The sequence below is a fragment of the Paenibacillus motobuensis genome, from assembly GCF_039521865.1.
GTDB classification, from domain to species: domain Bacteria; phylum Bacillota; class Bacilli; order Paenibacillales; family Paenibacillaceae; genus Fontibacillus; species Fontibacillus motobuensis.
Genome location: NZ_BAAACX010000028.1, coordinates 89,626 through 116,061 on the forward strand (window position 1 = coordinate 89,626; position 26,436 = coordinate 116,061).

A 26,436-nucleotide genomic window follows, 5' to 3' on the forward strand; every position below is an offset into this window, starting at 1 on the left:
ATTTTAGTAAAAAATCTTGTAACTTTTTGCCATGTGTTTTCGTTTATAATGCATAACGTATGGGATACGTGGGCCAAGCGGTGTAATGAGGCGTTATCCACTGACGTTAAACCACAAAAATAATCAATATAGGAGACCGATACAAGATGATGCGATGGCTTCGCAAACCAGTAAAATCCTCTGAACCCGGCGGGAAAGAAGTTGTAGACGCTGTGGCAGCGGACAATACGGAAGAGCAACCCGCTCCAGAGTCCTCGGCAGATGAACATGTTGTTCCTTCAGGCGAGGCTGCAACGGAACAAGCTGCGGCTATTGCAGCTGAATCTGAGCAGGAGCATACCTTGGAAGAACCTTCTTCTCCTGACCAAGAACAGGTGGAAGAGCCGAAGGGGTCGATTCTGACGGTTAAAGACGTTCACCGCTCCTTTCCTGTTGGAGGGGGTGAACTTCATGTGCTTAAAGGGATCAATATGGAGGTTCGCAGCGGTCAGCTCGTTATGCTTAAGGGAAGATCCGGTTCAGGCAAAACGACGCTGCTCAATATGTTAGGGGGGCTGGATCAGCCTTCTTCAGGCGAGATATTATTTCAGGATTATCCTTTGCATTCGTTAAGCGATAATCAGCGTACGAAGCTGCGCAGGGATCGAATTGGCTTTATATTTCAAGCTTATGCCCTGCTTCCGCTTCTATCTGCTTGGGAGAATGTCGAATTATCGCTGCGGATGGCAAATGTACCTTCCAGCGAGTGGAAATCACGTGTCACCCATTGCCTGGAATTAGTCGGACTCGGTAAACGGATGTTCCATAGACCGTTCGAGATGTCCGGCGGGGAACAACAGCGTGTGGCGATTGCTAAGGCGATAGCACACCGTCCGAAGCTGCTGCTGGCGGACGAACCAACGGCGAACCTGGATACACAAATGGGTGCTCAGGTCATGGCCGTATTCAAAAATATAATACATACAGAACAAGTGACAATATGTATGACAACACACGACCCAACAATTTTGGAGGTAGCAGACCATGTCTATGAAATGGTGGATGGAAGATTCATTAACTAGAAGAAAGGGGAAGGTAGTAAGATCGCTGGGGCTTTTGTCCATTTGTACCGCGCTTCTTCTATCTACGGGATGTTCATTGCTCCCTAATGAAGATGAGGAGGAAGTACTGCCGGTCATTACCCCGCCAACGATCTCGAAGAAACCGGAATACACGGTTCGTTCTGAACCTATTCAGCAGTCCGTAAACGCTGTCGGCAAAATTATGAGTCAGCGTGAAGAGCCGCTCTATTTTACTGAAGATGGGCTTCATATCAAGAATGTTCGGGTTAAGGCAGGGGATAAAGTCAAGAAGGGCGATGTCCTAATAGAACTTGAAGTGAAGGATTTGGAGAAGGATCTGCGCAAGAAGCGTCTTGATTTCCGCCAGCAGGAATTAACGATGAAGGAAACGCTGCGGAAGAAGGATGAAATGGATGAGATTGAATTCGAGAAGGCTTCCATCGTATTCGAAGAACAACGTCAGGAATTGGTTGATCTTGAACAGAAAATTGCTGACGGAACGTTGACGGCTCCTTTCTCAGGCACGATCGTCTCGATTAGCGCCCAAAAGGGAGGAACGATCAAAGCCTATGATTCGCTAGGTGTTATTTCGGATACTTCTTCCCTTGTTGTGGCTGCTTCTTTTGGCAAGGAGGAACTTCAAAAGCTAGCTATTGGCATGAAAGCCGAAGTTGATATTAACGGGATCGGCACCGTCAACGGAAAAATCAAGGCAATGCCGGCTCCTGTAGATTCGTCGAATAACGGGAACAACGGGAACGGAAACAATGGCAATAACGGCGCACCTGAAAAGGATTCAATCGACAAGTATCTGATCGTCGAACTGGACAAATGGCCAAAGGATCTGGAGAGAGGACGTCAGTTAAGTGTTAAAGTCGTAACTAACCGTAAGGAGAAGGCTACATTAATTCCTATATCTGCCCTGCGTACCATCGGCTCGCGTACTTATGTGCAGGTCGTTGAAGCGGATGGATCCAAGCGTGAAGTCGATGTAGAAGTAGGCATGCAGACATCTACGGATATTGAAATTCTTAAAGGCCTCACACCTGGACAGAAAGTAGTGGGTCGTTAATGGGAGTGCCGATGTTACGTTTGCTATTCCGTAAAATGTGGAACACGAAATGGTTAACGCTGAGCACCTTAATCGGTTTGATCGTTGCAGTCTCCTTTACGGTTAGCATACCGATGTATTCCGACGGAGCGCTTAAGCGCGTTGTTTCTAATACCCTGAAGGAACAAAGTGAAGGTCTTCCAGCCGGCTCCCTGATTATGAGCTATCAAGCAGTTGGAGGGGCGAAGACAGACCTGGCAGGACTTGAAGCTGTTAATCAGTATATTACTGAGGAAGTTCCGGGTGAAATTAATTTTCCGTTCAAGGCCTTTGTTAATGCCCGTTCACTAAGAAGTGCGGAGGTATATCCGCAGGATCCAACAAAGGTCGATGCGAGCCGCATGCGGACGATGTCAATCAATTCTATGAGCGGCTTGCAAGATCATATCTCGGTGTCAGGTGGGAATATTACCTCGGATAGCTATGACGGAAATGTTCTGGAAGCACTGATGCTGGAAGAAGCGATGTATCGGCAGGATCTTCATGTCGGCGATGTGATGGAATATCCCGTCTCTGGCGGAGCCGGTATCGTTCTGAAGATTAAGATTGTCGGTACATTCCAGCCGACGGATGAGACGGACCCTTACTGGTATCAAGGGTTCGAAGGAATGATGAACAGCTTCTTTGTAAATGAGAAAGTATTTAATGAGGCTCTTCTTAAGAAATTATCGATCCCGATTCATGGTTCTAGCTGGTATTATGCTTTTGATCTACGTGAGATCAAGACGAGTCAACTGTCGCCATTATCGAGCACGCTTGATCGATTGAATGTTGAGCTATATCAGAAGCTGAAGGATACGAAGGTGGACCTCTCTTTTGGTGATCTGTTAAATGATTTCCGGAAGCAGAGCCTGCAGATGCAGACCCTGCTCTTCACGCTTGCTGCCCCGATGATCGCCATGGTGTTCTACTATATTGTTATGAATGCTAAGCAGTCATTGGATAAACAGCAGAGTGATATTGCCGTGCTGCGCAGTCGGGGGGCTTCTACCAAGCAGATTATTTTCATTTATTTGCTGGAAGGGATTATGTTAGGTGTGGCTGCCATGATATTCGGCCCCTTGCTCGGCTGGTTTATGTCAAAGAGCATCGGTTCCGCTGACGGCTTCCTGACCTTTGTCAATCGTAAGTCCATCCCTGTTGGTTTCAATATGGATGCGCTTCTTCTAGGAGGATTGGCGGTTCTTATTGCGATTCTTGCTACAGTGCTTCCAGCGGTATCTTATGCCCGCGCCTCCATTGTCAATGCGAAGCGCAAGCAGGCTCGTAACGATCGCATGCCAACCTGGCAGCGTTGGTGTCTGGATATTGTGCTGATGGGGGTCGCCGGATACGGCTATTACCTGTTCTATGAGCGCCAAATGTTAACGTTCCAGACGGGGATGACAACGGATGAGCTGCAGGTGCAGCCTTTCTTGTTCTTCGTTCCGGCGCTGGCTATTTTCTCGATCGGTCTATTCTTTCTGCGGATTTTCCCGTGGATTCTTAAGCTGATCGGTTGGATCGGCAAGAAATGGCTGCCGGTTCCATATTATTTGAGTCTTACCCAGCTATCCCGTTCGGCTTCTTCCTATTATCCGCTGATGATTCTGCTGGTTCTAACATTAGGGCTGGGAGTATATAATGCTTCTGCCGCCCGTACGATTGATCTGAACTCGACTGAGCGTACGCTATATAAATATGGGGCGGACGTCATTATGCAGACCGTGTGGGAAGAGACCCCTGAAGCGCCAACTAAGCCTCCAACAGGTCAAGGACAGGGGGGCTCTGGTGGTGGAGGCAACCCTGGTGGAGGTAATCCAGGGGGAGGCAATCCTGGAGGCGGTGGCCCAGGGGGAGGACCTGGGAATGGTCAGGGCAATAAACCGACCAAGATGAATTATATCGAACCGCCATTTGAAGTATTTCGCAAGCTGGAAGGTGTAGAGCATGCAGCCCGGGTGCTGCAAACCAAGGGCAATCTTATCATCTCTGGACGTTCAGCAGGTCAAGGGAACATTATGGGGATTGATAACGTTGATTTTTATCAGGTAGCCTGGTTCCGTGATGACTTGTTCCCGGCGGCTCCGCATCAATATTTGAATTTACTGGGGATGAATGAGAGTGCTGCGCTTGTTCCGTCTAATCTGGCGGAGAAGTATCAACTTAAGACGGGCGACATTATTACGGTGTCTTTAGCGGAGCGATCGGTAGATTTCATTGTGTACGGGATTCTGCCGTACTGGCCTAGTATGTATCCAGACGAATCTCCGTTCCTTATTGCTAACCTGGATTATATTTATGATCAGGCTAAGATTCTTCCTTATGAGGTGTGGCTCAAGATGAAGCCGGATGCCAAGGTTGGACCGCTCGTCACGAAACTGGCTAGCGAGAATATCGATCTCTATTCGGTCAAGGATGTGCGCAGCGAGCTGGCGACGCAGAAGAAGCATCCTACTCGAGGCGGGGTATTCGGGATCTTGAGCATGGGCTTCCTGGTCTCGGTAATTGTATCCTTAATCGGTTATGTCATGTATTGGTTCTTCAACTTGTCAAGCCGAGTTGTACAATTTGGTATTTTGCGAGCTATGGGCTTATCGCGCAGACAGCTGACGCTCATGCTATTGGCGGAGCAGCTGCTAACTGCAGGTTTATCTATAGTACTCGGGATCGTCATCGGTAAAGTGGCCGGTAAGTTGTATCTGCCGTTCTTGCAGACTGCGGACAACGTAACTTCACAGGTTCCACCGTTCAGAATTATTTTCAATTCCTCGGATACGATGCAATTATATGTTGTCGTTCTAGTTATGCTGCTGCTCGGTGCCGGACTCCTGTTATGGCAGATTCGTCGCTTGCGTGTACATCAGGCAGTCAAGATGGGAGAGGAGCGGTAATATGAACGAAATGATCTATTGTGAAGGACTCGTTAAGATTTTTAAATCGGATGATATCGAAGTTGTCGCTCTGCAGGGCTTGAACCTGACGGTGAATCAGGGCGAGATGATGGCGATTATCGGGAATAGCGGCAGCGGCAAATCAACTCTGCTGAATATGCTGGGTGGTCTTGACCGCCCTTCCGCGGGTCAAGTGAATGTAGGCGGCTGGGATCTGCTGAAGATTCGTGACGATCAGCTTGTAGAATACAAGCGGAATACCGTTGGCTTCGTATGGCAGAACAACGGACGCAACTTGCTTCCTTATCTGTCTGCCTTGGAGAATGTAGAGATGCCGATGCTGTTAAGCGGTAAGCTGGATCGGGCCTATGCGAAGCAATTGCTTGAATGGGTCGGTCTGAAGGATCGTATGCACAGCAAGCTGCATCAGCTCTCAGGTGGGGAGCAGCAGCGCGTGGCCATCGCTATCTCGCTATCGAATCGTCCCAAGCTGCTATTGGCGGATGAGCCGACCGGCTCGGTGGATACGGCAACCTCTGACCAGATCATGAACATATTCCGCAATGTGAATCGTGAGCTTGGAATTACGGTCGTTATCGTTACGCATGATTTAACACTGGCCGGTAAAGTTGACCGGGTTGTTGCCATTCGCGACGGATTAACGAGTACCGAGTTTCTCAAGCGTAATCCAAATCTGGATCTGGCAACGATGGAGAACGGTGGTTTCCATCAAGGCGGGCTTCAAGAAGTGCACGAAGCATTTGTCGTTGTCGATCGGGTTGGGAGATTGCAGGTTCCCAAGGAGTATCTTGAAGCAGTCGGGATCCAGGGGCGAGCCAGCATGGAGTTTGATGGTGACAAGATTGTGATTACGGCGCCGAAATCATTAGAGGAGGAGAACGCATGAAGCTTAAGAACGGAAAAATGCGTAAAATGATGACAGTATCCCTTGCGGCCACAATGGCCCTGGGACTGCTTGCTGGATGCAGCGGGGCAAAGACTCCGGATAGCAACCAAGAGAAAGTACTCCGCATCGGCGTCCTGTATGGCGGTAATATGGATGACTCTTATTTCCGTCAACAGTACACAGATATTTATGAATTCGATAGAAAAAACGTGAAGATCGAAATTGTCCCTGCGATTAATCAGAGCGATTGGCGCTATAATGATGGAACAGAGCCTTATAAAGAGCCGGATTACTTGGACGGTATGAAGAAAATTATGACCGGCAGTAATCCCGTTGACGTCGTCGTTACAGACGTTAGAGTGCTGAAACAGCTAATCCAGGAAAATATGCTGAAGCAGCTTGATCCATTAGTCCAAGAGGACAAATTTGACACAAGCGATTTCGTTCCGGCGGTCATCGATGGCATTAAGGATTTAGGAGAGGGAAGCCTTTATGCGTTAACTCCTTCATTCTCTTCTTCCGCTTTGTTCTATAACAAGAAGCTGTTATCCGATGCTGGAGTTGAGCCTCCTACGGATAAAATGACTTGGGATGATGTGTTCAATCTGGCGAAGAGACTGGCGAAGGGCTCAGGCAAGGATCGCGTCTATGGATTCTCTTTCAATCGTTATTTAGGTAATGATCCATTCTGGGATATGCAATACACCTATTTGGCTCCACTGCAGCTAAGGATGTATGATGAGAAGGCTGAGACCATGACGGTGGATTCGCCGCAATGGATTAAAGCATGGGATACGATCAGTAATCTCGTTAAAGAAGAAGTAATACCGAATAACAATAATGTGAACTATGATGAGAAATGGACTCCAATATCCAATGATATGTTCTTATCTGGCAAAGTCGCGATGATGATCTCCGAGAGCTATTATGTTAATGAAATTGCTGATGCCAATACTAATGCAGCCAAGATCAAGGATTATACGCCAGTTGATTGGGATGTGGTTACGCTTCCGACACATCCAGAGAAGCCGGATATTGGCGGCAACATTTATCTTAACAATACGTTTGCTATTAACGCCAATGCACCTAATCCGGAATCGGCCTGGGATTATATTAAGTTCATTGCCGGCGAAGACTGGGCGAAGCTGAAATCGCGGAGCAATTCGTATGAGATGGTTGCCCGGAAGTCTTACATCCAACCACGGCAAGGCTTATCTTATAATATTGGGGCATTCTATAATATTAAACCGGTTCCGCCAACAAATCCGAAGGATGATAAGCTGAAGCAGGAGAAGACGGGATTATACTTCGTTGAAAATCTCGGCCGAACTTATTTCCAAGAGGTATTAGATAAGAAGAAGTCAGCAACAGAAGCCCTGAAGGATTGGTCGGAGAAGGGTAACAAGATGCTGCAGGAGATCAAGCTTAACCCTAAGACCGAATTCCAGGAAGATGGAACGCCTTATATTCCTGAAGATAATGTAGGCACGGCTGGCTGATTAAATAGCACAAAAGTCGCTGGAATTTTTTTCAGCGGCTTTTTTTTATGCAATTTTGGGCAATCTATATATATATCGATGAACCATTTTTCGCATGGAGGAGATCGCTAATGCATTGGGTATACTTCAATAAATTGTATCGCACGAAATTTCAAGCCGGATGCCTCGCGAAGAGATTAGAACAAGATGGCTGGATTTACGGCTTCGACCGCATGAACGAAATTGAAATCTTCCGCTCCAAGCGTGGAAAGTATGGTGTCAGATTCATTCCTTAGACTTAATTTTGAGACGACTTTCCGATTCATTTCTGTAACGATAAGCAATTATTTGCACAGTCCCTTAATGTAACACTTGACAAACCATGGCTTACTCATGTATATTATTACTTGTCGCTATTTATTGTCGCGGGGTGGAGCAGTCCGGTAGCTCGTCGGGCTCATAACCCGAAGGTCGTAGGTTCAAATCCTGCCCCCGCAATACTTATTTTAGTCATTTGTCGCAAGGGCCCTTAGCTCAGTTGGTTAGAGCGGTCGGCTCATAACCGATTGGTCGGGGGTTCGAGTCCCTCAGGGCCCATTATGCGAGAAACCCTTGCTATGCAAGGGTTTTTTGCTGTTTATAGGAGATAGAATCCTAGACTTTTAGATTTGGATAGCTTGTTGCTAAGGCCTTTGCTAGCGGCGGTAATTGCCTTATGTACCGGGTGGATATCTTGCAGTACAACCATCACATAAAATAGACTATTAATGAGGTTAAGGTGTCCAATCTTTTCACTGAAAATAGAATAGGATAGTGTGTACTCTATATAAAAGGAGGAAGCACGCATGAGTGAAGTATTTGGTGGGGGATTAGGGGGTTCAACGGGCGCTATATTGGTTCTTTTCATTCTGCTTGTTATCATTTCCATGGCTTTCATTTTTTAATTGATTGCTCTAAGGACTAACGTATATTGTTGTGGTATATTAATATGCGAACAAAGCCAGGCCTCCAAACGGAGACCTGGCTTGCTTACATGATTGGAATACAAGGCATTATTTGATGGAACAAGGGAACTACGTATTTGGTATAGCTATTATTGTAGAATTTGCTGAATAAAGATGTAATTAACGGCCGCGCTTTTTGCCTCTCAGTTCAGGTCCGCCGCAAAACACGTCTTTTACAGAATAGCAGACTTGATGGTTTGGCACGGGTACACAATGATGTCGTCTGATGATTTCAACTGGATGCACTACGTTTACAACTTGTGGATGGAAGTAATCTTGATATACTGCAGTTGGCGGATCAAATACGGTTTGTTCTGGACATTTGTTATGGCATTCTGACATTTTTCTTCAGCTCCTTTGTTTTAGGTTCACATCATTATACGCATGTAACTAGTGGATGACTGTATGTTTGTCTATCTATATCTACATCAATGAGTCCATAATATCAGCGGATAACGGGGGGAGTTCTTCATGAAGGTAATCACGATTAGGCAGCCATGGGCAACCCTAGTGGCTCTGGGGGAGAAGCAGTTTGAGACCCGCAGCTGGAGGACGGAATACAGGGGCGAACTGGCGATTCATGCAGGAAAAGCGATAGATAAGACAACTTGTCAAAAGGAGCCTTATCGTTCCGTTCTTCAAAGGCATGGGTATACCTCGGATCAATTGCCACTTGGGGCAGTGATCGCAGTGGGGAGACTGGAACAATGCTATTATGTTGGAACGGATCTAGGGACTGCGGCAATCCTAGGAGATGACGGTTATATAGTGGAGGGAGCGGAATATGCCTTCGGGGATTACAGTGAAGTACGCTATGCCTGGAAAATAGGCGGTATGAGATTCTTGGAGAGACCGTTGCCTGCAACAGGGAGACTTGGGCTGTGGAACCTTCCGGATGATCAGCTGTTGAAAATGAATGAAGTGCAGCATACCTGGTCGAAATAGTCATTCAACCAGATAATGCTCTAGGAACAAATTATTCCTCTTCATTCTTCTCGTAAGCAATTAGGGTGACTTCATGCCCGGTAATCTGGGTTAACTGATTTTCGGCCTCTTTAATAATCGTGATTGCAGTGGCTGTATCGTTGAGAGAGGCTATTTTGTAATGATCGTCAGAATTCTTCAACAAGGAACCCTCCAATGTATAATGTATAGAATTTTAAGCTTGAGCAGTTCTAAGTTTGCCCATGATAAAAGCTGTTTATGATAAAAACTTGATTATCTCAGGATTAACATGCTATAATAACAAACGCAGGATTTTTCTTGTACATAGAGAAGCTGCCCTATAAGACGCATCTTATATAGGATTAACCTATTTTGCGTCGACAGTAAGCCGGGATGGCGGAATCGGCAGACGCACAGGACTTAAAATCCTGGGGTGGGTGACCACCGTGCGGGTTCAAGTCCCGCTCTCGGCATTCGTGCTTACAAGGTTCACGGAGGATCGCTTGTCTTTCATTTCGATGAAGGGACCTGCGATCCTTTCTAATCCTTGATAAGCAGGGTTGAGGCCTCAAAAAGATGTTGCAAATCCTGAGTGGATATGTTAATATGTAAAAGTTCTTTAATGACATTAACAATTCGGATCGTTAGCTCAGTTGGTAGAGCACGTGACTCTTAATCATGTGGTCCAGGGTTCGAGTCCCTGACGATCCATTCTTGTTAGAAACGGTAGAGATGCCGTTTCTTTGTTTCTTTTATAGCACTGAAAGACATTAGATGATTGCTGTCTGGCAGCAAATAATTATTGCAACTCTATAGTCACTATGTTATTATATAAGAGTTGATGGTGACATTAATAATTTGGATCGTTAGCTCAGTTGGTAGAGCACGTGACTCTTAATCATGTGGTCCAGGGTTCGAGCCCCTGACGATCCATCCTTTAGAAACGGCAGAGATGCCGTTTCTTGTTGTTCAGAGAGATGTATGGTAATCGGAATAGATTACCGTACATCTCTTTTTATTTATAGGACAAAGGTATTATTTTCTGGTCTGGGGTAACGAAATTATTCCTGCATGTCGATATATAACCTATAGGCCTGGATATGGATTCCGGCAGACATGAACACCAAAGGAGAGAAATGAATGACTGGAAACAGGAAACTGACAGGATGGCTCCTAACAGTGGCGCTGCTACTGGCTGTCGTATTTCCTGCTGGCGCCTTCGCGGCCACGGGAGATGTCGTCTCGATTGAGATTGAAGGTTCTGGCTCACCGATTGAGCTGACGGTAGGAAAGTCTACTAAGCAATTGAAGGTGTGGGGAACTGTAGAGGGTTCGTCGGTCAAACGCGACTTGACCAGGGCTGTGGAATGGTCCTCCGACAAACCGGAGATCATTAGTGTTAACAACGGATTTGTAACGCCACTGAAGAGCGGCAGTGCAATAATAACAGCTGTTTATAACAACTCCGCAGTGTCCACGATAGAAATCAAGGCGGTAGACACTTACAAAGAGCTGACGTTGGAATATTCGGCGAAAGGGAAGTACAAGCTGGGAACCAACGAGAAGAACTTGACGGTTACTGCTTTAGCGGCTATCGAGGGAAGTCAAGGGGATACGAAGGACGTTACGGCTGATGCTGATTGGAGCAGTTCGAACTCCTTGGTGCTGACGATTGAGAAAGGGAAAATCACGCTGGTCGGCGAAGGGGACGCAACGATTACGGCCAAATACAAAGGGCTCACGGCTTCTTTTAAAGCGACTGTAAGCTCACCGTATTCTGAATTAAATATCCTTCGCGCAGGAACAAGCGTAACTGATGAAGATGTTGAGCTCTTGATTGGTGACGACGAGGTAGCACTAACTGCTCAATCAACATTGACCAGTGATAAATCAACCTTGGACGTTACTGCGAAGGCAAAATGGACTTCTTCAGACAGCAATATAGCAACGATTGAAGAAGGCAAGCTGAAGGCTAAGGCTTCCGGTAAGGCGACGATTACGGCCGAATATCTCGGGGTCAAAGCCAAGACCGACGTATATGTACGCGCTCCATATGAAGTAATTCTACTTAAGCCAGCAGAGGATCAATTAATATTCATCGGCGAAAAGCTGCAGCTTGAAGCGGAGATGAGAAGCCGCGCGAATTCCACGGATTCCGTAACAGGAACTGCCGAGTGGAATTCATCGAGTCCTTTGTCAGCTACCGTGTCTCAAGGCTTAGTTACAGGTATGACTGCCGGTTCTTCGACGATTAAGGTTAGTCATCTTGGAGTCAGCAAGAGTATTAAAGTAACCGTTGCTCCGACAATTACGGATCTGACCGTAGAGAAGACTGAACTGGAAATGTTTAAGAACGATAAGCTAAGTCTTCCTAAAGTAACGGCTACCAAGCTGGACGATGATAAGATCGATTTCAGCAGTAATATGAAATGGACTTCGGATAATGAAGATATCGCCAAGATTGAGGACGGTAAAATCATTGCCAAGGATTCAGGTAAAGTAACGCTAACGGGGAAGCTGTCTGATTCAGAAGTTAGTTCTCCGCTCAGCATTCGCGCGAAGAGCGTAAGCATTGAACTTACAGTAAAAGAGAAAGTCCTCACCTTTATTATGCCGGATGAAAAAATGAGTCTTGTAATTGGCGAAGAGACGCCGCTTCCTAAGGTTACGGCTGTATGGGAAGATGGCGGAGAAGGTGACGTCTCCGATGATATTGAATGGACAGTTACCGGTGCCAATGCAGTGGTGAAGACGACACCTACAGGCAAAGTTGTAAAAGGTCTGAATAAAGGCTCAGCCACTTTGAAGGGGACTTATTCCAATAAAATGATCAGCGTTCCAATGACGATTGAACCGAAGATTACGAAGATCGTCGTTGAGCCTACCAGCATCGAATTGAATGTGAAGAAGAGCAAATCAATTAAGGTTACAGGTTACTATGCGGATGGCAAGAAAGTAACTTTGTCCAGCAAGGTAGGTTGGCAATCATCCAATGTACAGGTGGCAACGATCTCCTCTACCTCAGTGAAAGCTGTCGCTGAAGGGACAGCGACCTTGACAGGCTCCTATCAAGGACAAGCAATTAGTGTGAAGGTGAGCGTAGTTCCAAAGCTGACCAAGCTTACGGTTGACGAGAAGAGCCTGAAGCTCGCACCAGGCTATGTGAAGACAGTGAAGCTTACTGCAGAATATGATACAGGTGCATCAGCATCTGTGAGTGATAAAGCAGTATGGACTACTTCGAAAGCGTCCGTAGCGAAAGTAACGAACGGGAAGATTGAAGCGGTCGGCAAAGGTTCGGCTACAATCAAAGCGAAGTTCGGTGATAAGACGGTGTCCGTTCGCGTCACTGTAAAGTAAAGATTTAGTTCAGAGAGCCGCCTTGGTGAATTCCAGGGCGGCTCTTTTACACATTTCTGGTTGATTCAGGTTTGGCCTTGGCATATAATTAAGGAACAAGTGTTCTGTGTAATGACATGAACCAAATAAAGAACTATGTAAAGTAAAGGAATTGTACAACAATGGCAAAACGCACTACAAAAAGAAAGTCCAAAAGTAACACACCAAGAAATAGCATCATTGTAGTTCTTCTAGCTGTCTTTATTGGGTTTTACCTGCTAGAGGGCGGCTGGCAGGATTGGCTTGGACCGACGGACTCGTCATCCGTAACGACGCAGGCAGGGGAGAATGAGGGACGCCTGCGGGTCATATTCCTAGATGTAGGGCAGGGAGCTTCACAGCTCTTGATTAGTCCTTCTGGCAAGACGATGCTGATTGATGCGGGGAATAATGACCGTGAACAGCAAATGGTTGATAGCCTGCACACTTATGGGATTGATCATCTGGATATCGTGATCGGAACGCATCCGGATGCGGACCATATTGGCGGTCTTGATCGAGTGATTGACAATTTCGAAGTTGGCGCCGTCTATATGCCGAAGATACAGGCCAATACGAAAACCTATGAATCGCTTCTTAGATCGATCAAGAATAAGGGGCTAAAGGTGAAGACGGCCAAGGCTGGCGTTTCCCTCGACTGGGACGAAGAAGTAAGCAGCGAGATGGTGGCTCCCGTGACAGTCAGTGATGATACGAACAACATGAGTGCAGTAGTTCGAATTACATATGGCAACAGCTCTTACCTGCTTACTGGCGATGCTGAGCGAGAGAGTGAGCAGGCTATGCTGTCATCCGGAAGAGAGCTACAGGCAGATGTAATGCTGGTTGGTCATCACGGTTCCAAGTCCTCGACGACACTGGCCTTCTTAAAGCGGGTCAAGCCGAAGTATGCCGTAATCCAGGTAGGGGCAGACAACAGCTATGGTCATCCCAAGCAAGCGATACTGGACCGTCTGGCGAAGCAGAAGGTAGAAGTATATCGCAACGATTTACAAGGGAATATCGAGATAGCCTCCGATGGAATGAAGTACTATATTACGACGGAAAGGTGACACGATCATGGTTGGGATCGTTGAAGGCTTCGAGGAAGATCTATGCCGAATTGAAGTAGAGGGCCAAATAAGGAATGTTCCACGCAGCCAGGTCGGCAAGGGAGTTAGGCCGGGAGACGTTGTAGAATGGAAGAGTGGCTTGTGGCTGGCGAATCGGCAGAAGACCGAGGCGAGAAGCAAGGAAATCAAGAGATTAATGGATGATGTCTGGGAAGATTGAAGAATGAACCAAAGGGAGGATTACTGTATGCTGTCACGCCCCAAATCTGAGGAGTTTTTACCGCATTTTCAAGTTTATGTGAATCTGGTACCGGAAGGTAATTTATTGGAATTCTTAAAGGAACAGATCTCGCAAATCGTAGATCGGCTTGCTTCCGTTACTGAGGAGCAGGGTGCATACCGCTACGCTGAAGGCAAATGGAGTCTGAAGGAAGTCATCGGGCATATGTCAGATACAGAACGTATTATGAGCTATCGGCTGCTTCGTATCGCCAGAGGCGATACAACACCGCTGCCAGGCTTTGAGGAGCAGTTATTCGTAAGTAATGCGGGCTTCGACCGGTCCACGCTAGGGGAACTGCTGGAGGACTTTCAGAGCGTCAGGGAGGCTACCTTGTCGCTGATAAGCAGACTGGATGAGACAGCTTGGCAGCGAATGGGTCATTATGGCGGGGGAGAAGGCTCAGCACGCTCGCTAGGCTACATTATTGCTGGCCATGCGATCCATCATATGAACATCATTAATGAACGCTATCTTGTTTAGAGATTCGTATATACCAACTTACAGACAGAACAACGGCCAAGCTTATCCGGGAACGGATCGCTTGGCCGTTTGTGCTATTTTAGAACAGCAGGCCCCAATTACTCGTGAGAGATAATCAGCTCAAGCTTGCCATTCAATTGGAAGTCACCTGAAGAGATAGGAAGAATGAAATGATCCCCTTTGGCCAAAGGATAACTTTGTCCGTTGATTGAAAGCTCGCCATTGCCATCGATTACACTGCAGATCGTATATTGCTTGGCTTCTGGGAAGCTGGCCTTGCCGTCAACAATCCATTTCTCCACCGTGAAAAATGAATTGGAGACAAAGGTCGTAATGACGCCATTTTCAATTTCCTTGGTATCATAAGATACGTCTTGATAAGCTTGTGGGACGGTAGTTACGTCGATGGCCTTCTCCAGATGTAGCTCACGGGTGTTGCCATCCTTATCTTTACGGTCATAGTCATAGACACGATACGTCGTATCCGAGCTTTGCTGCGTCTCCAGCACGACAATACCTTTGCCCAGTGCATGGATCGTACCGCTAGGTACATAGAAAAAGTCACCGGCTTTTACAGGAACCTTAGTTAAGAGAGCATCCCAGTTCCCTGCTGCGATCATTGACTCTAGCTCATGCTTTGTCTTCGCTTCATGACCGTAAATGATGCATGCACCCGGCTCAGCAGCGACGATATACCAGCATTCTGTCTTGCCCAGCTCTCCATTCTCATGAACACCTGCATAGGCATCATTAGGATGGACCTGAACGGATAGATCGTCAGAAGCGTCCAACAGCTTCGTAAGCAGCGGGAAGACGGTGGAGGAGGAATTGAACAGCTCAGGATGAGAGTTCCACAATTCGCCAAGTAGCATCCCTTGATACGGGCCGCTCTTCACGATACTTTGACCGTTAGGATGAGCGGAGACAGCCCAGCATTCGCCTGTGCGCTCATAAGGGATGTCATAGCCGAACAATTGCTTCAGCTTCTGGCCTCCCCAAATCCGTTCTTGAAACACCGATTGAAGAAAAATAGGTTCGTTCATCGTTATATTCTCCTTTTTAGCTGTGATTGAAAGTTGTTATACAATGATATTATTTATAATCGACATGGATCAGGGCTGCGGCTCCGATCAATCCGGCATCCTGCAACAAGGCGGCAGGAACGATTGGAGTACTGCGTCCTGATGGGTTCAGCGCATATTTGGACACATACTCTCTGACGGCACTAAAGAGCGGCTCGCCGATTTGGGAGACACCTCCGCCGATAACGAGCTTCTCAGGATCGAGAGTGTTGATCAAGGTGACACAGCCGATTCCGATATAACGGAATACTTGATCGACTAGGGCCTTCATCTCTTGGTGTCCATCTGCAGCGAGCGCAAATACTTCCTTGGAAGTTACATCGCGTCCTAGGAGCTCTGAGGCTTGTCTGGCAATCGCTGTACCAGAGGCGACATATTCCCAGCAGCCTTGCTGGCCGCATACACATGTTCCAGCCGAGGGGTCAATGACGAAGTGGCCGACATCGCCAGCATTACCAGTGGCCCCGGTAATCAGTCTGCCATGGCTGAAGATACCCGCACCGATGCCTGTGCTAATCGTGATGAACACGAAATGCTCAGCATCCTTAGCGGCACCGAGCCATTTCTCCGCTAGAGCTGCAGCGGTCGCATCATTCTCAAAAGCCATCTTGTAGCTAAAATGGCGTTGTAAAGATTCTACGATCGGGAAGTTCCACCAGCCCTTCAAATTAGGCGGCGCGGTAATTTCACCTTTTTGCGTATTCAAAGGGCCAGGGGCGCCTATGCCAATTCCAAGAATATTCGACTCTTCTACTTGATGCTCCATCAACATCTGCTGGATGGCCGCCGCCATTCTGTCAACCATGACATGAGGCGAAACCGAATGATCGGTAGGAAGGGAAGTCTTTGCAAGAACCTGGCCTGATGGATCGATAATTCCGAGAGCAGTCTTGGTTCCACCAATGTCAATACCAATTGCGTAATTCAAAGCTATTCCTCCATTTGATAAATTGATACTTGACAAACTTGACAAATTATAATTTTGTAAAGTATATTTAGGTTTAGTTTATCATGTTTCGAAAGGAATGAAAACAATTGGCCAGAAAAAAGAAAATATCGATGCAGGATATTGCGGATAAGCTTAATATATCCAAAAATGCAGTATCGCTGGCCTTGATGAATAAAAAGGGAATCAGCGAAGCAACACGCTATAAAGTGCTGCAGGCGGCTAAGGAGCTCGGCTATGGTCAATTTGCAGCCGAAGAGGCAGGCAATAATATATTAGTGCTCGTTCCTGAACGGATTATGAGCTATCAGGATAACGATCATTTTCAATTTTTTCACGATATGATATGGGGATTGGAGAAGAGCATCCGCAGCAGGGGATATAATGCGATTGTGGCCCCGATCGACGAAGAGATGGAGGCAGGATTGAAGTTACCGAGGCTGGTATCGGAAATTTCATATCGCGGCATTATTTTATTCGGGATCGTGAACAAGAATTATGCACGTCTCGTATGGGAGATGGAGGTCCCATTAGTTATGCTGGACTCCTATTACCGGGATCTACCCTGTCCAACGGTCACGTCGGCCAATATCGAGGGGGCATATGAAGCAACCTCTGTGCTGATTGGCGCAGGGCACCGTGAGATTGGCTTCATTGGTCCGACGAATCTGACGACGAGTCATGAGGAACGGTGGTTCGGTTATTGGAAAGCGATGCAGGATCATAGGCTGTCTGTGGATAACGGATATTGTCTGACATGGTCTCAGGGGTATGATGAGACGAGGCGCGAAATCGCAGAATGGCTGGATGAGCTGGACCAACTGCCTAGCGGCTTCTTCTGTGGTAATGATCGGATCGCTTATATATTGGCGGGGCTTCTGCAGGAGCGGGGAATCTCTGTCCCTGAGCAGATCTCCATTGTCGGGTATGACGATCTGCAATACCCGGCGATGCCGGAGCTCCAGGTGACGACAGTTCATGTGGAGAAGGAGAAGATGTGCCAAGCAGCAGCTGAACTTCTCTTATCTGTTTCCGGACGCAATCGAGAGATGAGGCGAGTCTTCGTTCCGTCTACCCTTGTAATCCGTGAATCCGTAAAAGAGGTTGTTCAAAAAGTACGCTTTTGATTAGAAAGCCTAGCCTTATCAATAAAAATAACCGTCAGGGAAATTCTTCTGACGGTTATTTTTCGTTCCAATTAAGAAACGATTAATGAATGTATAAATTTTCACAATTATAGAGACGGGGCTGCTTATTTTATACCTTTCATATAGCTTTGAATCTTAGGAGTCAGTATGAACAATAAGAGGCTCAATACAAGCGCTGCTCCACCAATGACACCAAAGTACATCATTTCAGTCTCAGGTGTATAGAATTTGACGATCTGAGCGTTGATTGCTTGGGCAGCTGCATTAGACAGGAACCATAAGCTCATCGTTTGAGCCGAGAAGGCTGCAGGCGCCAGCTTCGTTGTTGCGGACAGGCCAACCGGTGACAAGCACAATTCGCCGATAACAACGACGAAGTAGCTAAGCACGAGCCACAATGGATTTACCAAGGAATTGGCTCCGCCAAAGTAAGCCGGCAGTAAGATGATTAAGAACGATAAACCAGCGAACAGCAATCCAAGCGAAAATTTCTGTGGAATCGTCGGCTGACGATGACCGAGCTTCATCCAGATCCACGCGAATACTGGAGCTAATGTAATGATAAAGAGTGGATTCAGCGATTGGAACCAAGCAGGTGAGATATGGATACCTGCAAAATCCAGCTGTGTACGCTTGTCCGCATAATTTGCGAGGATCGTCGCCCCTTGCTCTTGAATGGCCCAGAACATGATCGCAGCAATAAACAATGGAATATAAGCAATGAGCCGCGAGCGCTCAACGGCTGTTGTCTTCGGACTACGATACATAGATACAAAGTAAAGGGTAGGAATGAGAATACCTAAGACACCAACCAGTTTGATAAACGTATCAAATGTAAGAATGCCTAACGGAATGGCAATAGCAATCAATACGCCAATAACAACGATACCTATGCCTATCTTGGTGAAGACTTTCTTTTTTTCTTTCGAGGATAATGGATTAACAACGCTTGTACCAGCTAGACCCAAGTTTTTCTTGCGTGTTGTCACATACAGGATCAAACCGATGAACATCCCTACCCCTGCAAGACCGAAGCCAAGATGGAAGTTCTTCATTCCAACGGTACCTATAATGAGTGGAGACAAGAAGCTCCCAAGATTAATCCCCATATAGAAAATACTAAACCCTGCATCACGACGGTTATCCTGCTCGCTATAAATTTCCCCAACCTGACTTGACACGTTAGGCTTTAACAAACCTGTACCTAATACGATCAGGACCATGGAAATAAAGAACAGTGCTATATTTCCCGGTATAGCCAGAAAGATATGGCCCATCATGATCAATACTCCGCCATAGAACACGGCTCTGGAGGTACCAATTACCTGGTCGGCCAGCCAGCCCCCGATAATTCCGGACATGTAAACAAGTGATCCGTAGATGGACATAATCGCAAGGGCAATGTCTTGTGGAAGCCCTAATCCACCTGCAGTAACTTCATAGTACATAAAATACACAAGGATGGCTCTCATCCCATAATACGAGAAACGCTCCCAAAATTCGGTGAAGAAAAGGGTGAAGAGGCCTTTAGGATGTCCGAAAAATCCTGTTTGAGGGACACTCTGCACAATCTTCTCTTTATCCATGTTCGACATAACAACTCTCCTCTATGATGTCAATTGCTTAAAGCGGATGAAAATGAAGTTGTATTATTTATTATAAACTTTACAGCGAATTGACTTCAAATGACGAAAATAGGAATATTGTTGTTTTGATGCGCGGTGTGCGTTTCAAGGATGCCCGTGATCGGGGGAGCTTATTCTCTTTTTTATGTAAAAGGGGGATAAGAAAAGGGTGCCCTTAGTCAATTCTTTGACTTAAGGACACCCTATTATTGGATCTATATGACGGTGAAAAGATGTATTATTTGTTCAAAGCAGCTTCGTAACGTTTCTCAACTTCTGCCCAGTTGATGACGTTGAAGAAAGCAGCGATGTAATCAGGGCGTTTGTTCTGATATTTCAAATAGTAAGCATGCTCCCATACGTCAAGGCCAAGAATTGGAGTCTTGCCTTCCATGATTGGGGAGTCTTGGTTAGGCAAGCTGTATACGGACAATTTGCCGTTATCTACAGCAAGGAAAGCCCAGCCACTACCGAAACGAGTTGTAGCTGCTTTGGAGAAGTCTTCCTTGAATTTGTCGAAGCCGCCCAATTCGTTGTTGATTGCGTCAGCGAGCTTACCAGAAGGTTGGCCGCCGCCGTTAGGACCGATTACTTCCCAGAACAGGGAGTGGTTAGCATGGCCGCCGCCGTTGTTACGAACTGCAGTACGGATGCTCTCAGGTACACTGTCCAGATCCGCGATCAATTCTTCAACGGATTTGGATTGAAGCTCAGGAGCAGATTCCAGAGCAGCGTTCAGGTTTGTTACATACGTATTATGGTGACGATCATGGTGAATCATCATAGTCTGTTCATCGATATTAGGCTCGAGTGCATTGTTCGCATAAGGAAGTGCAGGTAATTGATGTGCCATGGGTAAATCATCCTCTCTAGTTATTATGTAGCATCATTGTCATTTCCGACAGTTATTATTATATAGCTACTCAGACACTTAGTCAACATATATGTATGGTAAGTATATTAATTCATCATCTTCCATTGACAAAGCGGGATTCGTTCATCATAATGATTGGTCGAATAGCATTTTTAACCGCAGTCGTTCATCTATGTATTATGCTCGATCAAGGTAATCTTATAAGCAGGGGTGAGAAAAAGTGGGAATGGGCATCGTTGTCGTAGAGGTATGCAGCAATAATCTGCTCAGTATGCTTGATTTGGAGCAGTTGGAGGAAGAGTATCCGGAGATCGCCGTTATGCGGACGGATTGCCTAAATTTCTGCGGAATGTGCCGGGCGAGACCTTATGCGATGGTAAATGGGAACAAGGTGTTTGCCAAGACATCGGAGGAATGCCTCCTGATGATCAAACAAGCGATAGAGGCGGAACTTAAAGAGTTCTATGAAATATAAGTTTATGAATGACAAGGATAAGACATTTGCATAGTTTGCATAGATAGATAAAAAAGACTTCGGAAGGCATTTTGCTTTCGAAGTCTTTTTTGTAAACAATTTATCGACATTATTGTTTATGGATGACATAGACACAGCGTTTGCCCTGTTGCACCAGACATTCCGTTCTTTCGACCTTCGTATCTAGCAGGGTCTCGAACAGCTTCAGTTCACAGTCGCAGGCATGATTATATTGATCGGCGATTTTTGAGATCGGACAATTATGTTCTTTTAATACGAAGCTTCCGTCCTCTTGAGCCGTGCATTCCGTCATATATCCGTTCTCGTTCTGAATTTCGGCCAAGCGTCGGACCTTCTCATTGAAATCCTTCCCTTGCATTTCGGATTCATATCTTCCGGTAAGCTTCTCTTTACGGCGTTCAAATAGCTGATTAACCATGTCCTCGCCAGTCTCTTCAGCCAGAGCATTTAGCAGATCGAGCGTCAGGTTATGGTAGCTCTTGGGGAACATGCTTTCCGCTGTATCCGTCAGGCCGTAGACCGCGGTCGGGCGGCCCATTGTCTGACGGATCATCTTCGATTCAATTAGCCCGTCGCGTTCCATAGAGCTAATATGTCTTCGAACGGCCATTTCCGTAATTTGCAGCTCATTGGTAATTTCCTTGGCGCTGAGGGGACCGGCTGTTTTCATCATATGCAGAATCCGCTCTCGGGTGGATAAAGGTTGTATCTGATTCATAACAGACCCTCCCTTGGGTGAGTAGTCGCCTTGTTATAGAACTTCCACGGCATCCTTGCAGGCATCAGAACAGAAACCGTGATGTATCTCTTCACAATCCTCACAGCAAATATGTTGTAAGTTACATACCGGACAGTTTATATAACGATCATGGGTGGTTCCGCAGTGGTAGCACTTGCCGATCACAATATCTTCATCAGTCCGGTTGATCGGAACGGAGATCCGTTCGTCAAATACATAGCACTTGCCATCCCATAGCCGGCCCTGAACCTCGGGGTCCTTGCCATATGTGACGATGCCGCCTTCCAGTTGGGAGACGTCCTTGAAGCCTTCATTCAGCAGGAAGCCCGTCAGCTTCTCGCAGCGTATTCCACCAGTACAATAGGTAAGGATGGTCTTGTCCTTATAATCGCTCAGATTATCGCGAATCCATTCGGGGAACTCGCGGAAGGAACCGACCTCGGGACGGATCGCGCCACGGAAGTGTCCGATGTCATATTCGTAATCGTTGCGTCCGTCGATGACCACGACATCATCGCTCTGCAGCTTCTCGTAGAACTCGGCAGGGGACAGGCGCTTGCCGCTCAGTTTATTAGGATCAAGCTCATGCTCATAGCGGAAGGTGACCAGCTCCTTCTTGTGCCGAACAAACATCTTCTTGAAAGCATGCTGGTCGGTTTCGTCGATCTTGAAGAAGATGTCCTCAAATCCAGGGATTGCGCGGAGATCATTCATATATATATCTGTCTGCTCCACTGTGCCGGATACAGTCCCGTTAATACCTTCGCTCGCGATCAGAATACGCCCCTTCAGCCCAAGCTCTTTGCAATATTGCAGATGCTCTGCCGTAAAAATTTCAGGCGAATCGATCGGTGTGAATTTATAATATAGTAAGATGCGGTAGTTCGTTGTTTGACTCATTTATTTCATCACCTATTTAAGATTTTAGATTATAATTAAGATTCTACTGCATTGTAGAGAATTTTGCCGACTTAGTCAATATTAAAGTATAGTAAGTATGTTAAGAGGTTTTTGATGTAGAGGAGGAATATGGATGAATAGAAACGTTGGCTTCGTATATGCGCATCCGGATGATGAAACTTTTGGCTGTTCCTTTCTGATCCGGCAAATTGCAGATGAGGGGGGGAATCCCGTGCTGCTCACGGCTACTCCTGGTAATGCGGGTAAGACAGGACGTCTTGGACCGATGACTCAGGAGGAGCTGGCGGCGAAGCGTAGAATCGAGCTGCAGCAAGCTGCTGATATTCTCGGCATTTCCGAAGTCGTTCATCTGGAGTTGGGGGACGGAAAATTGAAGGAAGTGGACCAGAATGTTCTAGCTGCCCATGTGGCAGACTTCCTGCGTAAGCATCAAATCGAGATAGTCATTACTTTCCCTGAGGATGGAATGTCAGGGCATGCTGACCATATCGCGATACATCATGCAGTAAATAAAGTTGTGTTTGCCGGTCAAGTTCCTTCTGTACAGAAGCTGTATTATAACTGTCTGCCCTCGAAGCATGATGCGAACGGTATAGCGAGTGTGCTGAGTGTAGGCGCGAATGGGAACTGGCAAATGAAGCGCGATGCGCTGGCGGCACATGAATCGCAAATCTGGTCGATTGAAAGAGTATTTGGGGATTTGCAACAAGTGGGGCCAGAGTCTTTTGGCGCGGAATACTTCCAGCTCGTCTGGGAACGGGGAGTACATCATCCGCATAAGCAAGAACAATCAATCTTCGATGATTTAACATAAAGTGACATAATGAAGGCCCGCCTCCTAATTAGGAGCCGGGCCTTTGTACTGTATACCAGGATCGATTAATGGGCCAAATGTTTTACTTTCATCTTGTTATTTGGAGCCCCATTGATTGTCTTGTCTTGATCCTTCTTATGGAACAAGCCGCGCAAGTAAGGCATAAGGTAGTAGTCGAGTCCGATTTTGCCTGCATTAGCGGCAGCTACGACAACCAGTACTTCAAGCAGGAGCATCTGTGCGTTGGTGCTCACGGTTCCCGAGAAGAGGAAGGCTGCGTTCATGACGAGTCCCATCAGGGCTGCGAAGGTTGTGAATGTACCGAGAATAAGTCCGAGACCAACTAGGAATTCGCCTAAAGGAATGATGATGTTGAAGGCGTTAACTCCCGGAAGAGCTACATGCTGCAGGAAGGTTGCCCACCAAGCTTGAACGGCGGGGTGGTCACCTGCACTGTTCGCGATCGCCCCGTTCAGGAAGCCGGCTGCATCGAAGCCGCCTGTGAGTTTATGCCACCCGGCTGTAATCCATTGGTAGCCGAGATAAATACGGATTACGGTTAATAACCACATTGCCACTTTGTTTGTTCTTAAGAAATTGTTAAACATAAGAACCACTCCCTATTTGTATTTGTCATTGTCTGGATGATCATCTTTGATGATTTTATTATAAGTGATATTTTTCACAATACATGTGATTTAAATCACAAATAATAAAATTTGAATAAATAAATTTTTAAGTGTTGTTTTAGGGTATTAATAAAGCCCGATGCTTGGGTCGTCATCGGGCAATCTTAGATCTCAAGCAAGCGAACTATCTGGCTGCTACATCTGTACGGACAACGCCGACATCGGAAGCGTTAATGGTTCACTTCAATATGCTGTTTAGGAGAAACTTTATGGGTGAGCAGCTCAGAGACGGTCACGAAGGAGAAGCCTCTTTTTTTCAACTCAGGTAAAATCACCTTCAGTGCTTCAGGGGTCTGAGAACTGCGGTAGACAAAATCATGCATAAGCACAATATCTCCATTGCGGGCGTTATTTAGCACCTTGCGCACAATTTTGTTTACGCCGGGCGAGGACCAATCCCTCGTATCCTGGTGCCAGGACCATAGAATTAATTGCATATTGTTCTGCTTCGCCAAGTTAATGATATTTTCGTTGTAGACACCACCAGGAGGGCGGAATAACACGGCTTTATGTCCGGTCGTTTGATAAATAACTTGCTGAGCCTGGTCCATTTCATTTTTAATGGTATTAACTGACAAAGTTTCAAAGGCTGGATGGTGATACGAGTGATTGCCGATTTCATGGCCAGCGGCCAACTCTTTCTTGACGAGTTCAGGATAACGCTTGACACGTTCGCCAACGACGAAGAAGGTCGCCTTCGCATCATATTTCTCCAGCAGCTCGAGAATTTTCGGCGTCAGCTTCGCATCCGGGCCGTCGTCGAAAGTCAGGGCAATAAATTTGTCCTGGGTAGGGACCTCCCATACGATGTCACCTCGCGACTCATAGTAAGCTCTGTCTTTGGGCACAGAGCGGGCTTCCGCTGAACCAGGAAGATGAACTAATGCCGCGGACAAGATGAGCAGCAAGAGCAGTTTGGGCTTTAGCATGTTCGTAAAGTTCCTCCCTCTACATTTTTCACAGGATCTTATCACACAGGACAGGTGTGGCATTCAATTATTTTGGATGATTTCTTGAAAAAATATCCCTAATCTTAAGCGAGGTCCGCTAAAAGGAGGATTCACGATGAGTTATACCTCTCCAAATTGGAGTCGGTCTGTGTTGTTAACGATCGATACGCAAAATGATTTTACGTTGCCAGAAGCAGTGGCAATGGTTCCAGGAACCTTTGAAGTATTGCCAAAAATAGAGCAGATGCTTGCCGTTTACCGAGCGCTGACCATGCCGATTATACATGTCGTCCGTCTGTATCAAGAGGATGGGTCCAATGTAGATCTATGCCGAAGAGAGTCGATTGAGAAGGGACTGCAAGTCGTTGCCCCGGAGACAGAGGGAGCGGAGCTGGTCCATTCGATTCGCCCGCTCAATTATAGCGGGCTGGATTCCAGACGACTGCTTAATGGAGAGTTTCAGGCGGTTGGAGACCAGGAGTGGATCCTGTACAAGCCACGTTGGGGCGCATTTTATAGCACTTCACTTGAGCATTTTCTCAGGGAACGAGGAATTGACACGATTCTTTTTACAGGCTGTAATTTCCCAAATTGTCCGAGAACCTCCATGTATGAAGCCAGTGAACGAGATTTCCGCGTTGTTATGATAGCTGACGCGATGTCCCAGGTGTATAAGAAGGGAATGAAGGAGATGAGGAATATCGGCGTACATGTATGCAGCTTGGCCGAAGCAGTAAGTGAAGTGGAACAGACATTAGGGAGGTAAGTGATCCAGGATGATTCTGGATATAAAAAACACACCGTATCAAAGAACTCTTGTTGCGATGATACGGTGTGACAAGAGGCATATATGGAAAGATCGAGTGAAGAGGATATAAATTAGTGGGCTGCCTGACTGACCCGTTCTTCCAGCGTTTCACCCGAATCTACATGACCTGTATTGATCGCTTCCCACAGATAGATCGAGGCGATGGAGCCATAAGGCTCCCACATATGTGCAACCTGCTGCAGGTATTTGCGGTCTGACCGTTCTTCCATATTATGCAGCCATCTTGCGGCACGCTGCAGCCCGGCATCTCCAATAGAGACAATATTCTCACGCCCGAGGCCGAAGATCAGGAACATTTCCGCCGTCCATTTGCCAATCCCTTTGATCGAGACGAGCTTGGCTGTGGCATCTTCATCATTTAGCTCCTGAAGTCGCTCCAGGTCGACATCTCCGGATAGTACCTTATCACATAGATCACGGATATATGCGACTTTGGCGGTAGAGAGTCCGGCGGCACGAAGATCTTCATCGCTCTGCGCTGAGAGGGCAGCCGGGGACAATTCCCCGGCCAGTTCAATCACCCGACTGCGGATCGATGCGGCCGCTTTGACGGAAATCTGCTGACTGATGATCGATCGTGCTATAGAGGCAAAATGCGGTTCCTGGGTGTTAGTTTTTACCTCGCCAATCAGAGCAATCAAAGTTCCCATACGGGAATCAGCTGCTGATAGCGATTTGACTCGCGGGTCATCGGCATGTATATGGAATGCGATTGAGCTCATTCGTATAA

26 protein-coding genes and 5 tRNA genes are annotated in these 26,436 nt (G+C 46.7%); 21 read left to right on the forward strand and 10 right to left on the reverse strand.

What is annotated here, in order from left to right; genetic code table 11:
- Positions 1–146 precede the first annotated feature (146 nt).
- From ABD014_RS24290 to ABD014_RS24335, 10 genes are all read left to right on the forward strand, one after another.
- Positions 147–1,061, forward strand: a complete 915-nt coding sequence (locus ABD014_RS24290; protein ID WP_379339475.1) for an ABC transporter ATP-binding protein — start codon at positions 147–149, stop codon at positions 1,059–1,061.
- Positions 1,024–2,133 (forward strand): permuted SH3 domain-containing protein, encoded by a 1,110-nt coding sequence (locus tag ABD014_RS24295; protein WP_343865772.1) that lies wholly within the window; start codon positions 1,024–1,026, stop codon positions 2,131–2,133. Before ABD014_RS24290 ends, ABD014_RS24295 begins: the two co-directional genes overlap by 38 nt.
- Complete coding sequence (locus tag ABD014_RS24300) at positions 2,133–5,045, forward strand: ABC transporter permease (RefSeq protein ID WP_343865774.1); 2,913 nt, start codon at positions 2,133–2,135, stop codon at positions 5,043–5,045. Before ABD014_RS24295 ends, ABD014_RS24300 begins: the two co-directional genes overlap by 1 nt.
- 10 nt (positions 5,046–5,055) lie before the next feature.
- Positions 5,056–5,952, forward strand: a complete 897-nt coding sequence (locus ABD014_RS24305) for an ABC transporter ATP-binding protein (RefSeq protein ID WP_127004499.1) — start codon at positions 5,056–5,058, stop codon at positions 5,950–5,952.
- Positions 5,949–7,451, forward strand: coding sequence for an ABC transporter substrate-binding protein (locus ABD014_RS24310; protein WP_343865776.1), 1,503 nt, complete (start codon positions 5,949–5,951; stop codon positions 7,449–7,451). Before ABD014_RS24305 ends, ABD014_RS24310 begins: the two co-directional genes overlap by 4 nt.
- 110 nt (positions 7,452–7,561) lie before the next feature.
- The gene (locus ABD014_RS24315; protein WP_179015995.1) at positions 7,562–7,726 is read left to right on the forward strand and encodes a hypothetical protein; all 165 of its coding nucleotides are present in this window, start codon (positions 7,562–7,564) and stop codon (positions 7,724–7,726) included.
- A gap of 128 nt (positions 7,727–7,854) precedes the next feature.
- Positions 7,855–7,928 (forward strand) — tRNA-Met (locus tag ABD014_RS24320).
- Positions 7,929–7,953: 25 nt separating this feature from the next.
- A tRNA-Ile gene (locus ABD014_RS24325) sits at positions 7,954–8,027 on the forward strand.
- Positions 8,028–8,275: 248 nt separating this feature from the next.
- On the forward strand, positions 8,276–8,374 hold the full coding sequence (locus ABD014_RS24330) for a sporulation protein YjcZ (RefSeq protein ID WP_343865778.1): 99 nt from the start codon (positions 8,276–8,278) through the stop codon (positions 8,372–8,374).
- A 531-nt stretch (positions 8,375–8,905) separates the two neighbouring features.
- A complete protein-coding gene (locus ABD014_RS24335) occupies positions 8,906–9,379 on the forward strand; it encodes an ASCH domain-containing protein (RefSeq protein WP_343865780.1) in 474 nt (157 codons plus the stop codon).
- 31 nt (positions 9,380–9,410) lie between these two features.
- Here the strand turns inward: ABD014_RS24335 and ABD014_RS24340 are convergent, their stop codons facing one another.
- Positions 9,411–9,560 carry a hypothetical protein gene (locus ABD014_RS24340; protein ID WP_343865782.1) on the reverse strand — a complete coding sequence of 50 codons (150 nt, stop codon included), beginning with the start codon at positions 9,558–9,560 and terminating at the stop codon, positions 9,411–9,413.
- Between the two features lie 206 nt (positions 9,561–9,766).
- On the opposite strand from ABD014_RS24340, the gene ABD014_RS24345 reads away from it, so the two are divergent.
- From ABD014_RS24345 to ABD014_RS24375, 7 genes are all read left to right on the forward strand, one after another.
- A tRNA-Leu gene (locus ABD014_RS24345) sits at positions 9,767–9,852 on the forward strand.
- 165 nt (positions 9,853–10,017) lie between these two features.
- Positions 10,018–10,090: transfer RNA gene (locus tag ABD014_RS24350), tRNA-Lys, on the forward strand.
- Positions 10,091–10,239: 149 nt separating this feature from the next.
- Positions 10,240–10,312: transfer RNA gene (locus tag ABD014_RS24355), tRNA-Lys, on the forward strand.
- Between the two features lie 207 nt (positions 10,313–10,519).
- On the forward strand, positions 10,520–12,739 hold the full coding sequence (locus ABD014_RS24360; protein WP_343865784.1) for an Ig-like domain-containing protein: 2,220 nt from the start codon (positions 10,520–10,522) through the stop codon (positions 12,737–12,739).
- Positions 12,740–12,900: 161 nt separating this feature from the next.
- Positions 12,901–13,830 carry a ComEC/Rec2 family competence protein gene (locus ABD014_RS24365; RefSeq protein WP_343865786.1) on the forward strand — a complete coding sequence of 310 codons (930 nt, stop codon included), beginning with the start codon at positions 12,901–12,903 and terminating at the stop codon, positions 13,828–13,830.
- Positions 13,831–13,837: 7 nt separating this feature from the next.
- Entirely contained in the window at positions 13,838–14,050 is a 213-nt protein-coding gene (locus tag ABD014_RS24370) for a DUF3006 domain-containing protein (protein WP_343865788.1), read from the forward strand.
- Positions 14,051–14,077: 27 nt separating this feature from the next.
- Positions 14,078–14,593 carry a DinB family protein gene (locus ABD014_RS24375; RefSeq protein ID WP_343865790.1) on the forward strand — a complete coding sequence of 172 codons (516 nt, stop codon included), beginning with the start codon at positions 14,078–14,080 and terminating at the stop codon, positions 14,591–14,593.
- A gap of 98 nt (positions 14,594–14,691) precedes the next feature.
- On the opposite strand, the gene manA is transcribed toward ABD014_RS24375, so the two are convergent.
- Complete coding sequence (gene manA / locus ABD014_RS24380; protein WP_343865792.1) at positions 14,692–15,636, reverse strand: mannose-6-phosphate isomerase, class I; 945 nt, start codon at positions 15,634–15,636, stop codon at positions 14,692–14,694.
- A 49-nt stretch (positions 15,637–15,685) separates the two neighbouring features.
- The gene (locus tag ABD014_RS24385; protein WP_343865794.1) at positions 15,686–16,603 is read right to left on the reverse strand and encodes an ROK family protein; all 918 of its coding nucleotides are present in this window, start codon (positions 16,601–16,603) and stop codon (positions 15,686–15,688) included.
- 107 nt (positions 16,604–16,710) lie between these two features.
- Between ABD014_RS24385 and ABD014_RS24390 the strand changes: the two genes are divergently transcribed.
- Entirely contained in the window at positions 16,711–17,748 is a 1,038-nt protein-coding gene (locus ABD014_RS24390) for a substrate-binding domain-containing protein (protein ID WP_343865796.1), read from the forward strand.
- Positions 17,749–17,873: 125 nt separating this feature from the next.
- Here ABD014_RS24390 and ABD014_RS24395 read toward each other — a convergent pair whose 3' ends face one another.
- A complete protein-coding gene (locus ABD014_RS24395) occupies positions 17,874–19,364 on the reverse strand; it encodes a peptide MFS transporter (RefSeq protein WP_343865799.1) in 1,491 nt (496 codons plus the stop codon).
- A 268-nt stretch (positions 19,365–19,632) separates the two neighbouring features.
- Positions 19,633–20,247, reverse strand: coding sequence for a superoxide dismutase (locus ABD014_RS24400; RefSeq protein ID WP_126997322.1), 615 nt, complete (start codon positions 20,245–20,247; stop codon positions 19,633–19,635).
- A 247-nt stretch (positions 20,248–20,494) separates the two neighbouring features.
- On the opposite strand from ABD014_RS24400, the gene ABD014_RS24405 reads away from it, so the two are divergent.
- Positions 20,495–20,743: a YuzB family protein gene (locus ABD014_RS24405; protein ID WP_343865938.1), complete on the forward strand. Its 249-nt coding sequence runs from the start codon at positions 20,495–20,497 to the stop codon at positions 20,741–20,743.
- Between the two features lie 109 nt (positions 20,744–20,852).
- Here the strand turns inward: ABD014_RS24405 and ABD014_RS24410 are convergent, their stop codons facing one another.
- Together ABD014_RS24410 and trhO are read right to left on the reverse strand one after the other, a co-directional pair.
- On the reverse strand, positions 20,853–21,482 hold the full coding sequence (locus tag ABD014_RS24410; RefSeq protein WP_343865801.1) for a helix-turn-helix transcriptional regulator: 630 nt from the start codon (positions 21,480–21,482) through the stop codon (positions 20,853–20,855).
- A 33-nt stretch (positions 21,483–21,515) separates the two neighbouring features.
- Positions 21,516–22,403 carry an oxygen-dependent tRNA uridine(34) hydroxylase TrhO gene (gene trhO, locus ABD014_RS24415; RefSeq protein WP_343865802.1) on the reverse strand — a complete coding sequence of 296 codons (888 nt, stop codon included), beginning with the start codon at positions 22,401–22,403 and terminating at the stop codon, positions 21,516–21,518.
- A gap of 133 nt (positions 22,404–22,536) precedes the next feature.
- Between trhO and ABD014_RS24420 the strand changes: the two genes are divergently transcribed.
- Positions 22,537–23,238, forward strand: coding sequence for a PIG-L deacetylase family protein (locus tag ABD014_RS24420; RefSeq protein ID WP_343865804.1), 702 nt, complete (start codon positions 22,537–22,539; stop codon positions 23,236–23,238).
- A gap of 65 nt (positions 23,239–23,303) precedes the next feature.
- Here the strand turns inward: ABD014_RS24420 and ABD014_RS24425 are convergent, their stop codons facing one another.
- Positions 23,304–23,846 carry a DoxX family protein gene (locus ABD014_RS24425; protein WP_343865806.1) on the reverse strand — a complete coding sequence of 181 codons (543 nt, stop codon included), beginning with the start codon at positions 23,844–23,846 and terminating at the stop codon, positions 23,304–23,306.
- Positions 23,847–24,097: 251 nt separating this feature from the next.
- A complete protein-coding gene (locus tag ABD014_RS24430) occupies positions 24,098–24,856 on the reverse strand; it encodes a polysaccharide deacetylase family protein (protein WP_343865808.1) in 759 nt (252 codons plus the stop codon).
- A 136-nt stretch (positions 24,857–24,992) separates the two neighbouring features.
- Here ABD014_RS24430 and ABD014_RS24435 point away from each other — a divergent pair, with 136 nt between their 5' ends.
- Positions 24,993–25,643: a cysteine hydrolase family protein gene (locus ABD014_RS24435; protein ID WP_343865810.1), complete on the forward strand. Its 651-nt coding sequence runs from the start codon at positions 24,993–24,995 to the stop codon at positions 25,641–25,643.
- Between the two features lie 113 nt (positions 25,644–25,756).
- Here ABD014_RS24435 and ABD014_RS24440 read toward each other — a convergent pair whose 3' ends face one another.
- Entirely contained in the window at positions 25,757–26,428 is a 672-nt protein-coding gene (locus ABD014_RS24440) for a DNA-3-methyladenine glycosylase family protein (protein ID WP_343865812.1), read from the reverse strand.
- Between the last annotated feature and the right edge of the window lie 8 nt (positions 26,429–26,436).